This window comes from Streptomyces sp. NPDC031049, assembly GCF_055571015.1.
The window spans coordinates 176,481-191,740 of the sequence record NZ_JBVIGC010000009.1 but is presented as its reverse complement, the minus strand read 5'-3'; the positions used below and the strand labels follow the sequence as shown (position 1 = coordinate 191,740).

Sequence of the window (15,260 nt, the reverse complement as noted above, 5' to 3'; positions counted from 1 at the left end):
TCCTTCGCTGATGGAGATCAACGACCTGACACCGGCCGAGGCGCGCGTCTGGCGGGCCTTCCCCCGCGGCGAGATCGTGGACTTCCGGACCGCGGCGGACGAGGACGCGGCGACCGGCGCCGCCTGGGGAGCCGAACGCACGCTGCGCGCCTCGGTCCTGCGGGCGCTGCTGGTCACCGCGCCCCAGGAGGACGGTGAGATCTCCGCCCTGCGGATCGCCGGGGCCCGGATCACCGGGGCGCTCGACCTCACCCACGCGGTGCTCGACCGCCCGGTCCGGATGAGCCACTGCCACTTCACCGAGCGTCCCGAGTTCTACGGCATCCAGGTGCCGCGCCTGAGCCTGCGCGGCTCCGTGATGCCGGGCCTCGACCTGGCCGGCGCCCGCATCGACGGCATGGTGCAGCTGAGCCGGTGCCGGGTGCGGGGCCGGCTGATGCTGGCCGGCACCCAGACGGCGGGCGCGGTGCACCTGGAGCGGGCCGAGCTGGCGGCCCTCGGCGACGGCCCGGCGCTCCAGCTCAACCAGGCGGCCATCGGCGAGGACCTGTGGGCACCCGGCCTTCAGGTCGACGGGGAGGTGCGGCTGACCGGCACCACCGTCGCCGGATCCGTCGACCTGAACCGGGCCCGGCTCGACCACGAGGGCGGGCCCGCCCTGGACGCCGAGACCTCCGCCGTCGAGGGGCATCTGCTGCTGCGGCACGCGCGGATACGCGGGTGGATCGGACTGCGTGCCGCCCGGGTCACGGGCCGGGTGGACCTGTCGTACGCCTGCCTGTCCAACCCGGGCGGGCCCGCCCTGCGGGCCAGCAGCGCCGCCATCGGGGAGCTGTGGCTGCGCCGGGGCGCGCATCCGGTGCGCGGCACCCTCAATCTGCGGCGCGCCCAGCTCGACGTGCTCTTCGTCGAGCCGGACATGGTCTCGGAGAGGGTGCATCTCAGTGGTCTCACCTACACCACCCTCACGCCTCACGAACCGGCCGAGCGCCGGCTGCCCATGCTGGACCGCGACGCCGACGGCTACGCCCCGGACGCCTACGAGCAGTTGACCGCCGCCTATCGCCGCATCGGCGACGACCACGCGGCCCGGCGCGTCCAGCTCGCCAAACAGCGCCGCCACCGCTCCACCCTGTCCTGGTACGCCCGCCTGTGGGGGCATGTGCAGGACGCCGCCGTCGGCTACGGCTTCCGCCCGCTGCGTGCCGCGGGCTGGCTGCTGTCGCTGCTCGCGATCGGCTCCGTGGCCTTCGCCCTGGACCATCCGCAGCCGCTGAAGCCCGGTGAGGCACCGCCGTTCAACCCGGTGTTCTACACCCTCGACCTGCTGCTGCCGGTGATCTCCTTCGGTCAGGAGGCGGCGTTCGCCCCGGCCGGCGGGCACCAGGCGCTGGCCTACGTCCTGGTGCTCACCGGCTGGATCCTGGCCACGACCGTCGCCGCGGGCGTCACCCGGAACCTCAGCCGGCAGTGAATCCCCCGGCGGCGTGCTGGGCGGCCAGCCGCACGGGGGCGTTGGGGGCGCCGTAGCCGCGATAGCCGGCATCGCGCTGGACCAGTTCCACGAAGACCCGCCCGACGGTGAGCGTGTAGCAGTGCCGGAAGGTGCCGTGCGCGTCCCGGTCGTAGAGGATGCCCAGCTCCCGGTACGCCTGAAGCTCCCCGTCGGCGAACTCGTACCGGGCGGCGAGGTCGTCGTGGTAGTTGGCGGGGATGGGCAGCAGCCGGCCGCCGGCGGCGCGCAGGCGGCGGGCCGCGGTGACGATGTCGTCGGTGGCCAGGGCGATGTGCTGGGCGTGCACGGTGGCGTCGGCCGGTGCGGCGCCGACCGACAGCACGATGCGGACGCGGCCGTCGTCGTCGCTGACGGCGCGGCTGCGCTGGAGGCCGTAGGGGTCGGCGACGTCCACGCTGGGCTGCGGGCTCAGGCCCAGGACGCCGCGGTGGAAGAGCGCCGCCTCGTCGAACTGGTGCCAGGGCTGGGTGAGGGCGAGGTGGTCGATGCGGCAGCCGTCGTCGGTGCCGGGCGGGGGTGCGACGTGGGTGAAGTCCGCGCGCCAGTCGGGGTGTCCGGGGCGGCCGGTGGCGCAGAAGAACAGTTCGGTGCCGTCCGGGGCGGCGACCGCCTCCAGCGGGGCGTCCCCGGCGGCGCGGCGGCGCGGCAGCACCGGGGCGAGCAGGGCCTCGGCGCGACGGGCGGCCCCGGCCGGGTCGGGCGACTCCAGACCGACGGCGGCGAGCCGGGTGCCGTCGCGGCGTCCGGCGGCGCCGGTGTTGACCAGGATCCGGGCCTCGCCGCGCTGCCACAGGTCGACGGGCTTGGAGCGGTGCCGGCCGGTGCGGGCGAAGCCCAGCGCGCCGAGCAGTGCCGCGACGGGCGCGGCGTCGGGCGTGACCAGTTCGGCGAAGGCCACCCCGGTGGGGACGACGGGAGCGGGCGGCGTGGCCAGCCCGACGGACTCCTTCAGGACGCGCAGGGAGCGCTGGGCGTCGACGGCGGTGGGGCCGGCCTCGGACTGACGGAAGACGTCGTTGAAGACCTCCAGCGAGAGCGGTCCGTCGTAGCCGGTGCGCAGCACCCGCCGCAGCAGCCCGGCGATGTCGAAGCCGCCCTGGCCGGGGAAGCAGCGGTAGTGGCGGCTCCACTGGAGGACGTCCATGGCGAGCAGGGGCGCGTCGGCGCGCTGGAGGAAGAAGATCTTCTCGCCGGGGATGGCCTCGATGCCGTCGAGGTCGGCGGGGCCGCCCGCGCGGGACAGGATGTGGAAGCTGTCCAGGCAGGTGCCGAGCGCCGGGTGCCCGGCCGCCTCCACGATGCGCCAGGCGTGGTCGTACGTGCTGACGTGCCGGCCCCAGGCGAGAGCCTCGTAGGCGACGCGGATACCGAAGTCCTCGGCGAGGGAGGCGAGTTCGCTCAGCTGCTCGGCGGCGAGGGCGTCGTCGTCCACGGCGTCCGGACGGACGCTGGAGCAGACCAGGACGGTGCCGGCGCCGAGGCGGCGCATCAGCTCGAACTTGTGGCGGGCGCGCCGCAGGCTGCGGGCGAACTCCTCGGCCGGCACCCCCTCGATGTCGCGCATCGGCTGGTACAGGTCGACGGTCAGGCCGAGGTCGGCGCAGCGGGCGCGGATCTCCTCGGGACCGAGAGGGCTGGCGAGGAGGTCGTTCTCGAAGATCTCGACGCCGTCGAAGCCGGCCCGGGAGGCGGCGGTGAGCTTCTCGGTGAGGGGGCCGCTCAGGGAGACGGTGGCGATGGACGTCCGCACGTCGGTACCTGCTTCCTACTGGGGGGGCGGCGACCTACTGGGGGGCGGCGACGGCGCCCGTCAGGCCGTCGAGGTCCGCGAGCATCCGCGCGCTGTCGGGTTCCCGGCCGGTGAACAGGCGGAACGCGTCCGCGGCCTGGAAGGCGGCCATGCCGCCGCCGTCGAGCACGGCGCAGCCGGCGGCGCGGGCGGCGCGCACCAGTGCGGTCTCCAGGGGGCGGTAGACCACCTCGGCGACCCACAGGCCGGGATGGAGCAGTCCGGCGGGCAGCGGCAGGCCCGGGTGGGCGGCCATGCCGGTGGGGGTGGCGTGCACGATGCCGTCGGCGGTCTTCAGCAGCTCCGGCAGCCGGCCGGCGGGGGCGGCACCGGCCCGGTCCGCGCCGAAGTGGCCGGCCAGCGACGCGGCGAGGCCGGCGGCCCGCTCGGGCAGCGCGTCGACGACGGTGATCCGCCCGGCGCCCAGGGTCAGCAGGGCGTGCGCGACGGCCGCGCCCGCGCCGCCGGCGCCGAGCTGCACCACCCGCTCCAGCGGTGCGTCGGGCAGCCCGCGGGCGAAGGAGGCGGCGAAGCCGGTGACGTCGGTGTTGTGGCCGACGGCCCGGCCGCCGTCCAGGACGACCGTGTTGACCGCGCCGAGCGCCTCGGCCTGCGGGGCGAGCGCGTCCAGGTGCTCGACGACGAGCTGTTTGCAGGGGTGGGTGATGTTCAGGCCGTCGAAGCCCAGGTCGCGGGCGGCGCGCAGCAGATCGCCCACCGCCTCGGGCGGGGCACCGAGCGCGTCGACGTCGATCAGCCGGTACACGTAGCGCAGGCCCTGCCGGTCGGCCTCCCGCTGGTGCAGGGCCGGGCTGAGCGACGGGCCGATGCCGGCACCGATCAGGCCGACGAGATACGAGTCCTTGGCCACCGTGGACCTCCAGAGAGGCGCATCACTGAGCGCCTGATCACGAGCTAATGTACGAACCAGTACGTTAGTCATAGCAGCCCGGCCGGGCCCGGGGGAAGACCGCGGAAGACCTTCTACAATCACCGGCACGACCCCGCCCGCGGCCGGAGGAGCCCGATGACCAGCGTCGACGAACCGGCACGCACCCCTGGGCGGATCCGCGACGCCGCCCGCACCCGGGCGGAGATCCTGGACGTGGCGACGCGCGAGTTCGCCCGGGCCGGCTACGACGGCGCACGGGTCGACGAGATCGCCGCCCGCACCCGCACCACCAAGCGGATGATCTACTACTACTTCGGCGGCAAGGAGCAGCTGTTCACGGCCGTGCTGGAGCGGGCGTACGGCGTGATCCGCGAGGCCGAGCAGCAGCTCGACGTCGAGCACCTGGACCCGGTGGCGGCCATCCGGCGGCTGGCGGAGGTGACCTTCGACCACCACGAGCAGCACCCGGACTTCATCCGGCTGGTCGGCATCGAGAACATCCACGGCGCGCAGCACATCGCCGCCTCCGAGAAGCTGGGCAGGATCGGCTCCCCGGCGCTGGACGTGATCCGCCGCATCCTGGACGAGGGGCGGCGCTCGGGGCTGTTCACGGCCGACGTCGACGCGGTCGACCTGCACGCCATGATCAGCGCGTTCTGCTTCTTCCGGGTCTCCAACCGGCACACCTTCGGCGCGCTGTTCGGCCGCGACCTGGTCGACCCGGCCCAGCGCGAGCACTACCGCACCATGCTCGGGGACATGGTCATCGCGTACCTGACGGCGGAGCGCACGGCGGACTGAGCGCCGGGAAACCGCGCGCCACGACCCCTTGACAGCGGGGAAACGCACGCGCAACATCCCTACCCAACGAACTAACTATCCAGTGGGTTAATTAGCCGCTCGGCACCTCTGGCCTTCCCGCCCACGTCTCCCCCTCGCTCACCTTCCGCCCACTCCGCCTACGGTGGAGCCCCCCCGAAGGAGCCGCCGTGTCCGTCCCCGACGCGTCCCACCGCGCCCCCGCCCCGCCCGGGCAGCCGAAGAAGGCCGCGACCGCGGCGTGGATCGGCAGCGCCCTGGAGTACTACGACTTCTTCATCTACGGCAGCGCCGCCGCGCTGATCTTCCCGGAGATCTTCTTCGACGAGTCCGACCCGGCCACCGCGACCCTGCTGTCGCTGGCCACGTTCGGCGTCGCGTACGCCGCCCGCCCACTCGGCGCGTTCGTCCTCGGGCACATCGGGGACCGGATGGGCCGCAAGAAGATCATGGTCTTCACGCTGATCCTGATGGGCCTGTCGACGTTCCTCATCGGCTGTCTGCCCACCCGTGACCAGGTCGGCACGCTCGCCCCGGCGCTGCTGGTGTTCTGCCGGGTCCTGCAAGGCATCTCCGCGGCCGGCGAACAGGCCAGCGCCAACTCCATGACACTGGAACACGCGCCCCCGCACCGGCGCGGCTTCTTCACCAGCTTCACCCTCAGCGGCACGCAGGGCGGTCAGCTGCTGGCCACCCTGGTGTTCATCCCGGTCGCCGCGCTGCCCGAGGAGCATCTGCTGTCCTGGGGCTGGCGGGTGCCGTTCTGGCTGAGCGTCGCGGTGGCCGTCGTCGGCTACGTCATCCGCCGCAAGCTCGACGAGACGCCGGCGTTCGCGCAGCAGGCCGCGCGGGAGGGCGTCGAGAAGCTGCCGCTGGCGGTCCTCCTGCGCGACCACCGGGCGGACGTGCTGCGGGTGATCGCGGGCGCGCTGATCGCCTCGGTCAGCACGATCTTCACGGTGTGGGCGCTGGCCTACGCCACCAGCGACTCGGTCGGCATGTCCCGTACCGCCATGCTCTGGGTGGGCGCCCTGGCCAACGCCGTCGCGCTCGCCGCGATCCCGCTGTGGGCCGTGCTGTCGGACCGGATCGGGCGGCGCCCGGTGTACCTGATCGGCGCGGTCGGCAGCGCGGTGACGATGTTCCTGTACCTGTGGGCGGTCTCCACCGGCTCCTACCCGCTGACGTTCCTGCTCGGCATCGTCTGCTTCGGTGTCGTCTACAGCGCGGCGAACGGCGTGTGGCCCGCCTTCTACGGCGAGATGTTCGCGACCCGGGTCCGGCTGTCCGGGGTGGCGATCGGCACGCAGATCGGCTTCGCCGTGGCCGGGTTCGCGGTGACGTTCGCCGCGCGGATCGCCGGTCCCGGCGGCGACGACTGGTCCGCGGTGGCTTTGTTCACGGCCGCGCTGTGCGTGCCGCCGGTGATCGCGGCGCTGTCCGCGCGGGAGACCCACAGGGTGCCGACCGAGCGGCTCGGCGAGCGCACCCGCGCGGAGTCGGCGCAGCCGGAGACGGTGACGGCCTGACCGATGCGCCCCCGGCGTCGACTATCGTTGCCCGGTCCGCGCGACGGCATCGGGAGGCGGAGGGACGTGACGGGGGCTGCCGGGTGGATACGGGTGCCGGTCGGCGACGACGCGGCACGGTGGGCGACGCGGGGACGCACCCGCAGCGTGCTGCTCGTCGTCCACAACGTGACCGCGGCGACCCGGCTCCTCGACGTCCTGCCGCTGTTCCACGACGACCTCCGGGTACAGGTGCTCGCCACCTGCCCGGGGTCGTCGGCGTTCCGGGCGGGGCTGGCGGCGCTGCTGGACGAGGTGGGCGTGCCCGTACTGCCCTGGGATCAGGCGCTGGCGACTCCGGTCTCATTGGCGGTCTCGGCGAGCTTCGGCGGCCAACTCCGGTCGATACAGGGCAAGTTGGCGGTCCTCTCCCATGGTGTCGGATACACTAAGAGGCTGGCGGTGCCGGATGCCGGATGCCGGATGCCGGATGCCGGATGCCGGATGCCGGATGCCGGATGCCGGATGCCGGAAGCCGGAAGCCGGAAGCCCGCGCCCGTGTTCGGGATGTCGCCGGAGTGGCTGCTCGGCCCGGACGGGCGGCCCGTCGCCGACGCGCTGGTGTTGTCGCACCCCGAGCAGTACGAGCGGCTGCGCACCGTCTGTCCCGAGGCGGCGCCGACGGCCGTGCTGGCCGGGGACCCCTGCTGGGACCGCATGCTTGCGGCCCGCCCGTACCGCGACCGCTACCGCCGGGCTCTCGGTGCCGACCATGGCCGGCGGCTGGTCCTGCTCAGCTCCACGTGGAACCCGGATTCCCTGTTCGGCGACGGCGGCGATGACGTCCTGCCGTCCCTGCTGCCCCGCCTGGCCTCCGAGTTCCCGGCCGACGAGTACCGGCTCGCCGCGGTCCTGCACCCCAACGTCTGGCACGGTCACGGGCCGGGGCAGATCCGCGCCTGGCTGGACCGGGCCCGCCGCTCCGGGCTGGCGCTGATCGACCCGCTGCACGGCTGGCGGCAGGCGCTCGTCGCCGCCGACGCCGTCATCGGCGACCACGGCTCGGTGACGTACTACGCCGCCGCGCTCGGCACGCCGGTGCTGCTGGGGGCCGCCCCGCTGGCCGGGCTCGACCCCGACGCGCCGGTCCACGCCTTCGTGCGCACCGCACCCCGGCTGGACCCCGTGCGGGCGCTGCGCCCGCAGGTGGAGGCGCTGTGGGCGGGTCCCCCGCCGTCGTCCGGGCCGGCCCGGTTCGTCAGCTCCGCGCCGGGCGAGTCGGCGGCCCGGCTGCGGCGCCTCTTCTACGGCCTCCTCGGTCTGCCCGAACCCGGCGCGCCCGCGCGGCTGGAACCGCTGCCGCTGCCGCCGTACGAGCCCGGCAGGACGACCACGCCGCTGACGGTGGTCACCCGGCTGCCGGGGCCGGGCGAGGTGGCGGTGGCACGGTACGCGGACCCGGGCCCCCGGCACGAGGCGGGCGGCGAGGCGCATCTCGCGGTCCACGAGGACACCCGGGAGACGGACCTGCTCGCCGTGGCCGACGTGGTGTTCCGGGAGGGCGCCGCCGACGATCCGCGCCTCGGCCCGCCCGCACGGTGGACGGCGGAGGTGCTCGGTCGGCATCCGCACTGCGCGCTCGCCGCCCATGTCGACGGCGCGCGGACCTGTCTCGTCCGCACCCGGGACGGTGCGGTGCTGCGGCTGACCGCCGAGCCGGCCGGGGAGGGGGCCGCCGACCCGGCCCTGTACGCGTCGGCGCTGCACGCGTGGCTGGCGGCGGGCAAGGCCTGGGAGGAGCTGTCCGCGCGGGGCCTGACGGTGCGCACCGGTGCGGTCGCCCATCGAGTGTCCGTCACGCCCGGGGGCTGACGGACCCGGGGCTGACGGACCGTTCCGACCCCGGCGAGGACGACCCGCCGCGTCCGTCAGCCGTCGACGGCGGCGCACCGTTCCCGCAGCGCCCGCAGCCGCGCCACGTGGTACGCGGCGTTCTCCCGGGAGAGTGCCGCCAGCGCTTCGTCGATCAGCGCTAGCGCGGCGTCCTGCGCCCCGGCGTCGAGGTGGGTCTCGGCCAGGTCGGTGAGGGTGCGGGCGGTGTTGTACGCCTCGCCGGCGGCGCGGAAGAAGCCGAGGGCGGCCTCCAGCCGGGTCAGGGCCTCGGTCCGGCGGCCGAGGCCGCGCAGGGCACGGCCGCGGTGGCGTTCCAGCAGCGCGCGGGCGCGCGGCAGGTCGGCGGCGCCCTCGTCACCGGGGCCGACGGCGTCGAGGACGCGGCCGGCCTCCTCGAACAGGTCGTGAGCCTCCGCGAACCTCCACTGGCGCAACCGCAGCAGGCCGAGGAACTCGACGGCGGAGGCGTGGCCGCGGGCGTGTCCGGCGGCCTGTTCGTCGCGGGCGGCGGCACGTGCCTCGGACTCGGCCTCCTCCCAGCGGCGCAGTTCGGTGAGGGTGTGGGCGAGCTGGGCGTGCAGCGCCCCCGAGGTGCGGGTGCCGGGTGCGTGCGCGTCGGCGGTGCGCGCCCCGGCGCGCAGGGCGGGCAGCAGGGTGTCGTGGTGGCCGGCCTTGAGCTGGAGCGGCCACAGCGCCCGGCACAGCAGCAGGACGGTCTCGGCGTCCCCGAACTCCTCGGCCGCGTGCACCGCCTGGACGAGGTTGCCGGTCTCGGCCGCGAGGGCGGCGACGGCCGTGCCCCGGTCGGGGAAGGTCGCGGGCGAGGGCTCCGAGGGCACCCGCCAGCTCTCCGGCAGCGCCGCGCGGGCCGCGCCGACCGCCAGGTCCCGGTAGTGGCGGACGACCCGGGTGACGGCCGCGGAGCAGGCGGCGATGCCGTCGGTGGCGGCGGCCTCGCGCTCGGCGTGGGCACGGACGGCGGGCCGGTAGTGGTGGCGGCCGGAGTCGGCGCGCTCGACGAGCAGGGCGTCGGCGAGTTCGGCGAGGTGCCCGGCGGCCTCGGACTCGGTGCCGCCGGCGGCGCGGGCGGCGGCAGCGGCGTCCAGGGCGGGCCAGTCGCGGACACCGGCCAGCCGGTAGAGGCGGGCGGCGCCGGGGGTGAGCCGGCGGTAGGAGTCGTCGGCGGCGGCGCGGACCGGGTCGCTGTCGGGCACGTCGGGCACCTCCGGCCGGGCGGGCGCCGGGCCGGTCCCGGTGAGGCGGGGCGCGGCGGCGCGCAGGGCGTAGGGGGAGCCGGCGCAGCGGTCGAGGACGGCGGGCAGGGTGGCGCGGGACGCGGCGAGCGCGGGTTTGCCGGCCAGGTCGGTGAGGAGCCTGACGGCGTCCCGGCGGGCGAGCGGCCCGACCGGGACGCGCAGCGCGTCGAGGCCGGGGAGCGGCTGCCGGGCGACGACGATGGTGAACACGCCCGGCGCCGCGGTCAGCAGCGGCCGGACCTGCGCGGCGGAGCGGGCGTGGTCGAGTACGAGGAGCAGCCGACGGCCGGTCAGGCAGCGGCGCAGCAGCCCGGCGCGGTCCTCGGCGGCCGGGGGTATCTCCTCGTCGGGCACGCCGAGGCCGCGCAGCAGGGTGCCGGGCGCCGCCTCGGGGGCGAGGGTGCGCAGATCGGCGTAGAGCTGGCCGTCGGGGAAGCGGGCGGCCTGCCGCCAGCCCCAGTGGACGGCGAGCGTGCTGGTGCCGATGCCCTCGGGTCCGTGGAGCAGCGCCAGCCGGGGGCGGCCCTGGTGGGCGCGGGTGGCCTCCTTGTCGAGGAGGCGCAGGGCCTCGCGCCGGTCGGTAAAAAAGCGGGGTGCGGTGGGCAGGCAGGGGCGGTGGTCCGGGGCGGTGGCGGGTCCGGATGTGCTGACGCCCCGCGCGAACTCGGTCCAGGCGCGGGCCAGTCGCGGGTCCTCCCGTACGCGCTCGTGCACCAGGCGGGCCACGTCGTCGAACTGGTCGGGGGTGGTGGGTGCGGGCACCTCGCGTCCGGTGATGCGGCGGACCAGTCCGCCGGCGGATTCCCAGGCCCAGCGGCCCGCCTCGTTGGCCATGCCCGATCCGACGGCTCCGAGCACCGCGCCGATGGCGCCCAGCGAGATCGGATCCAGCATTCCCGCACTCCCCCGTCCGTGGCTCCGGCCGTGCGCCGTGACGGACCAACCTTAGCGGCCCCGGCGGTTCCTGACGGAGGGTCACCGCCGCTGGACGGCGGCGTCCAGCAGCGGTCCCAGTTCCCGGGCGACGGTGGTCAGGGCCCGGGTGTCGTGTTCGGCGCGGGCGATGAGGACGGCGCCCTCCAGCGAGCTGATCATGAGGGTGGCGAGCGGCCCGGCCCGTTCCCCGGGGACGCCCATCTCCGTCAGGGCCGCGGCGACCGGCCGGGTCCAGGCGGCGAAGGCGTCGGCGGCCGCCTCCCGCGTGGAGGCGGTCGTCCGCGCGCAGTCCACGGTCGCGGCGGCGACCGGGCAGCCGCCGGCGAAGCCCTCCGCCTCGTACTCGTCGGTCCACTGCCGCACCATCGCCGCGAACAGACCGCTCGGCGTGGGCCGCGCCATCCCCTCCAGAAAGCGGGCGACGCGCCGCGCGGCGTACCGGCCGGCCCAGGCGACGGCCTCGTTGACCAGTTGCTCCTTGCCGCCGGGGAAGTAGTGCTGGAGCGACCCGCGGGGCGCCCCGGCGTGCGCGGCGACGTCCCGCATGCCGGCCGCGCCGACGCCGCCGCGCCTGAGGAGCTGGGCGGCGCTGAACACCATGCGCTCGCGGGGCCCGTACCGGGGCTGGGTCATGGTCCTCCGCCTCCCGCCGGCTCACCCGCCGTGCCGTCTCGATCCCCTCACCCTATGACGAACGTCATAGGCCGGGCTACTATGACGACGGTCATAGCCACACTCTCGGACGCACGGGCGGTGCATCATGCAGGTCGGCTTCATCGGTCTCGGCGTCATGGGGCAGCCCATGGCACTCCGCCTGGCGCACGCGGGCACGCCGCTGGTGGTATGGAACCGCACGGCCGCCCGCGCCGAGCCGCTGCGCGCCGCCGGGGCGGCCACGGCCGAGGGCCCCGGCGAGCTGTTCGCCCGGGCCGACGCCGTCCTGCTGATGCTGGCGGACGAGCGGGCGGTCGACGCCGTCCTGGCGCGCGGCACCCCGGACCTGGCCACGCGGGTCGCCGGGCGGACCGTCGTCCACATGGGCACCACCTCGCCGGAGTACTCGCGGGACCTGGAGGCCGACATCGCGGCGGCGGGAGGGCGGTACGTCGAGGCGCCCGTCTCCGGCTCGCGCGTCCCGGCGGAGCGCGGCGAGCTGGTGGCGATGCTGGCCGGTGAGGAGCAGGCCGTCGCCGCGGTGCGCGGGCTGCTGGAGCCGATGTGCCGGGAGACCTTCGTCTGCGGTCCGGCGCCGAACGCGCTGCTGACCAAGCTGTCGGTGAACCTGTTCCTGATCACCCTGGTGACGGGGCTGACCGAGGCCTACCACTTCGCCGAGCGGCACGGCCTGGACCGGCGGCTGTTCCTGGACGTGCTGGACGCGGGCCCCATGGCCAGTGCCGTCTCCCGGATGAAGGCGCCCAAGCTGCTGGACCGCGACTTCGCCGTGCAGGCGGCGGCGCTGGACGTGCTGAAGAACAACCGTCTGATCGCCGAGGCGGCCCGCGCGGCGGGCCTCGCCTCCCCGCTGCTCGACGTCTGCCACGCCCTGTTCGAGGAGACGGTCGCCCTCGGGCACGGCGGCGGGGACATGGTGGCCGTCCTGCACGCGCTGGAGGCGCGCACCGGCCGGTCGGCCCCGGCCGGGAGGTGAGAGTCGCCGTGATCGGGGTAGGCCGGACGCAGCCCCACCAGTGACGGAGGAGAGCGGATGGCAGGACTGCGGCAGGAGGCCGACCCCGGAGCGGCCGGACTGGACCCGAAGGCGCTGGACCGGCTCGACCGGCATTTCGCGGGTCTCGTGGACGAGGGCCGCCTCCCGGGTTTCCTCGTGGCCGTCGCCCGCGGCGGGCGCGTCGCCCACCTGACCGTGCACGGCCGGCGGGACGTGGCCGCCGGGCTGCCGGTCGGGACCGACACGCTGTGGCGGATCTACTCCATGACCAAACCGGTCACCGCGGTCGCCGCGCTGATGCTCGTGGAGGAGGGCCGGCTGTCGCCGGACGACGAGGTCGCCCGGTACCTGCCCGCCTTCGCCGAGCCCCGGGTGTACGCCGCGGGGGACCCGCCCGACGTCGTCACCCGCCCGGCCGACGGGCCGGTCCTCGTCCGGCACCTGATGACCCACACCGCCGGTCTGACCTTCGGCTTCTACCACACCCACCCCGTCGACGCCCTGTACCGCGCGGCCGGACTGGAGTCCTCGGTGCGGCCGGGCGCGGACCTCGCCGAGACGGTCGACCTGTACGCGAGCCTGCCCCTTCAGTTCGAGCCGGGCACGCAGTGGAACTACTCGGTGGCCAGCAATGTGCTGGGCCGGCTGATCGAGGTGGTGAGCGGGCAGCCGCTGGACGTGTACTGCGCCGAGCGGATCTTCGGCCCGCTCGGCATGACCGACACCGGGTTCCAGGTGCCGGACGAGAAGACCGGACGCCTCGCCGAGCTGTACGGCGAACGGGACGGCGGCGGCATCGAGCCGATCCCGGGGCTGCCGCTGCGGGGACGGCCGCGCTTTCTGTCGGGCAGCGGCGGCCTGGTCTCCTCCGCACACGACTTCCACCGGTTCATGGAGCTGCTGCGCCGCCGCGGCGAACTCGACGGCGTCCGTCTCCTCGCACCGTCGACGGTGGACCTGATGACCCGCAACCATCTTCCCGGCGGCGCGGACCTGCGCGCGTGCGGCAGCCGCCCGGCACACGACGAGCCCGGCAACGACGGGGTCGGCTTCGGCCTCGGGGTGTCCGTGGTGATCGACCCCGGGCGCACCCAGGAACCGTCGTCACACGGCACGTACGGCTGGAGCGGGGTGGCGACGACGACCTTCTGGGTCGACCCGGTCCGCGAGCTGACCGTGCAGTTCATGACGCAGGTGCGCCCGAGGTCCTCGAACGGCGTCTTCCGGGACCTCAGACGGCTGGTGCACGACGCGGTGACGGACTGACCGGCCCCGCAGGCGCGGGGCCGGCGGCTCAGGACGGATGCGCCACCGCGTCCAGGTGGGGCAGGTGGTGGTCCATCCGCTCCCGCTTGGTCCGCAGATACGTGATGTTGTTCTCGCACGGCGGGATCAGCAGCGGCACCTGCTCCGCGACCTGGATGCCGTGGCGGGTCAACGCCTCGCGCTTCGCCGGGTTGTTGGACATCAGACGCACCGACCGCACGCCCAGGTCGTCCAGGATGCGGGCGGCCACGCCGTAGTCGCGGGCGTCCACGGGCAGGCCGAGGGCGACGTTGGCCTCCACCGTGTCCAGCCCCTCTGCCTGGAGGGCCATGGCGCGCAGCTTGGCGAGCAGGCCGATGCCGCGTCCCTCGTGGCCCCGGAGGTAGACGACGACGCCCGCGCCCTCGGCGGCCACGGCACGCAGCGCGGAGTCGAGCTGGTCGCCGCACTCGCAGTGCTGGGAGCCGAAGGCGTCCCCGGTCAGGCACTCCGAGTGCAGCCGGGTCAGCACGCCCTCGCTGCCGATGTCGCCGTGGACGAGGGCGACCTGCTCGTCGCCGCGCTCGTGGTCGTAGTAGCCGACCGCCTGGAATTTCCCGTACACCGTGGGCAGCGGGGCATTCACGACGCGTTCCACGTCCGTGCGCTGCGGTGCCTTCTTGCCGAGAATGCCAACTTTTTCTGTCATCATTTTCCGAGTTCCTCAGGGGAGTTCCTGGACGGGCCGACCGGACGGGGATTCCCGGACGGGGAGTTTCTGGTGGGCGAGACGAAAGGCCGGGCGCGGATGAGCCGTTCCACGACGAGGGCGCTGGTGCCGGCGGACACCACCGACGACGTGCGCGGGCGGGGGGCGCAGCAGCGGCGGCAGGTCGCGGTGCTGCCCGTCGGCAGCTACGAGCAGCACGGCCCGTACCTCCCGCTGGCCACCGACACGCTGGTCGCCTGCGCGATCGCGCGGGAGATCGCCGCCGCCCACCCGGTGCACCTGCTGCCGCCGGTGACCGTCTCCTGCTCGCACGAGCACGCCGCCTGGCCGGGCACGGTCAGCATCTCCGCGACGACCCTGTACGCGGTGGTGCGGGACATCGCGGACTCGCTGCGCCGCTCGGGCGTCGAGGCGCTCGTGGTGGTCAACGGCCACGGCGGCAACTACGTCCTGGGCAACGTCGTGCAGGAGGCCACCGCGCGCGGTGAGCGCATGGCGCTGTTCCCGGCCCCGGAGGACTGGGAGGAGGCGCGGGTGCGGGCGGGTGTGGTCACCTCGCTGCTCACCGACATGCACGCCGGGGAAATCGAGACCTCCGTTCTGCTGCACGCCCATCCGGAATTCCTCCGGCCGGGGTACGAATCCTCCGACTTCGTCGCCGACGACCGACGTCATCTGCTCTCCCTCGGTATGTCCGCCTATACCGATTCCGGTGTCATCGGGCGTCCTTCACTGGGTTCGGCGGAAAAGGGGAAGGAACTGCTGGCGAGCCTCGCGGAATCCTTCGGTGCGTATGTCGCGCTGCTGACGGCCCCGGAGGGCGGGGAGCCGGCCGGTGCCCCGGAGGGCGGGGAGCCGGCCGGCGGGCGCGCGCCGGGCCCGCCGGGTCGTGTCCGGTCGTAGGGTCCGCGGGCGGTGCCTCGGGAGCGGTCCGTGCGCCCCGCGCCCCGGCGGGCGACGAGGACCACGGCACCGGGCAGGCTCGCCGCGAGGCCGAGCACCCC

Annotated in this window: 12 protein-coding genes; 7 read left to right on the top strand and 5 right to left on the bottom strand. The window is 74.9% G+C overall.

Features of this window, described 5'->3' with window-relative positions; translation table 11 throughout:
- Window positions 1-10: 10 nt before the first annotated feature.
- The gene (locus ACZ45Q_RS17560) at window positions 11-1,474 is read left to right on the top strand and encodes a membrane-associated oxidoreductase (protein WP_468261572.1); all 1,464 of its coding nucleotides are present in this window, start codon (window positions 11-13) and stop codon (window positions 1,472-1,474) included.
- Here ACZ45Q_RS17560 and ACZ45Q_RS17555 read toward each other — a convergent pair.
- Complete coding sequence (locus ACZ45Q_RS17555; RefSeq protein WP_468261570.1) at window positions 1,461-3,266, bottom strand: bifunctional sugar phosphate isomerase/epimerase/4-hydroxyphenylpyruvate dioxygenase family protein; 1,806 nt, start codon at window positions 3,264-3,266, stop codon at window positions 1,461-1,463. The genes ACZ45Q_RS17560 and ACZ45Q_RS17555 overlap by 14 nt on opposite strands.
- Before the next feature lie 34 nt (window positions 3,267-3,300).
- Entirely contained in the window at window positions 3,301-4,176 is an 876-nt protein-coding gene (locus ACZ45Q_RS17550) for a shikimate dehydrogenase (RefSeq protein WP_468261567.1), read from the bottom strand.
- A 156-nt stretch (window positions 4,177-4,332) separates the two neighbouring features.
- Between ACZ45Q_RS17550 and ACZ45Q_RS17545 the strand changes: the two genes are divergently transcribed.
- From ACZ45Q_RS17545 to ACZ45Q_RS17535, 3 genes are all read left to right on the top strand, one after another.
- Window positions 4,333-4,998, top strand: coding sequence for a TetR/AcrR family transcriptional regulator (locus tag ACZ45Q_RS17545; protein ID WP_468261564.1), 666 nt, complete (start codon window positions 4,333-4,335; stop codon window positions 4,996-4,998).
- 188 nt (window positions 4,999-5,186) lie between these two features.
- The gene (locus ACZ45Q_RS17540; RefSeq protein ID WP_468261562.1) at window positions 5,187-6,545 is read left to right on the top strand and encodes an MFS transporter; all 1,359 of its coding nucleotides are present in this window, start codon (window positions 5,187-5,189) and stop codon (window positions 6,543-6,545) included.
- Window positions 6,546-6,611: 66 nt separating this feature from the next.
- On the top strand, window positions 6,612-8,396 hold the full coding sequence (locus tag ACZ45Q_RS17535; protein WP_468261559.1) for a hypothetical protein: 1,785 nt from the start codon (window positions 6,612-6,614) through the stop codon (window positions 8,394-8,396).
- Between the two features lie 56 nt (window positions 8,397-8,452).
- On the opposite strand, the gene ACZ45Q_RS17530 is transcribed toward ACZ45Q_RS17535, so the two are convergent.
- Together ACZ45Q_RS17530 and ACZ45Q_RS17525 are read right to left on the bottom strand one after the other, a co-directional pair.
- Window positions 8,453-10,567: a tetratricopeptide repeat protein gene (locus ACZ45Q_RS17530; RefSeq protein ID WP_468261556.1), complete on the bottom strand. Its 2,115-nt coding sequence runs from the start codon at window positions 10,565-10,567 to the stop codon at window positions 8,453-8,455.
- A gap of 81 nt (window positions 10,568-10,648) precedes the next feature.
- Entirely contained in the window at window positions 10,649-11,242 is a 594-nt protein-coding gene (locus tag ACZ45Q_RS17525) for a TetR/AcrR family transcriptional regulator (protein WP_468261553.1), read from the bottom strand.
- A 127-nt stretch (window positions 11,243-11,369) separates the two neighbouring features.
- Between ACZ45Q_RS17525 and ACZ45Q_RS17520 the strand changes: the two genes are divergently transcribed.
- Both ACZ45Q_RS17520 and ACZ45Q_RS17515 read left to right on the top strand, forming a co-directional pair.
- Window positions 11,370-12,260 carry an NAD(P)-dependent oxidoreductase gene (locus ACZ45Q_RS17520; RefSeq protein WP_468261550.1) on the top strand — a complete coding sequence of 297 codons (891 nt, stop codon included), beginning with the start codon at window positions 11,370-11,372 and terminating at the stop codon, window positions 12,258-12,260.
- Between the two features lie 57 nt (window positions 12,261-12,317).
- Entirely contained in the window at window positions 12,318-13,547 is a 1,230-nt protein-coding gene (locus tag ACZ45Q_RS17515) for a serine hydrolase domain-containing protein (protein WP_468261547.1), read from the top strand.
- Between the two features lie 28 nt (window positions 13,548-13,575).
- Here ACZ45Q_RS17515 and ribA read toward each other — a convergent pair whose 3' ends face one another.
- A complete protein-coding gene (gene ribA, locus ACZ45Q_RS17510; protein WP_468261544.1) occupies window positions 13,576-14,235 on the bottom strand; it encodes a GTP cyclohydrolase II in 660 nt (219 codons plus the stop codon).
- Window positions 14,236-14,334: 99 nt separating this feature from the next.
- Here ribA and ACZ45Q_RS17505 point away from each other — a divergent pair, with 99 nt between their 5' ends.
- Window positions 14,335-15,159 (top strand): creatininase family protein, encoded by an 825-nt coding sequence (locus ACZ45Q_RS17505; protein ID WP_468261824.1) that lies wholly within the window; start codon window positions 14,335-14,337, stop codon window positions 15,157-15,159.
- Window positions 15,160-15,260: the final 101 nt, after the last annotated feature.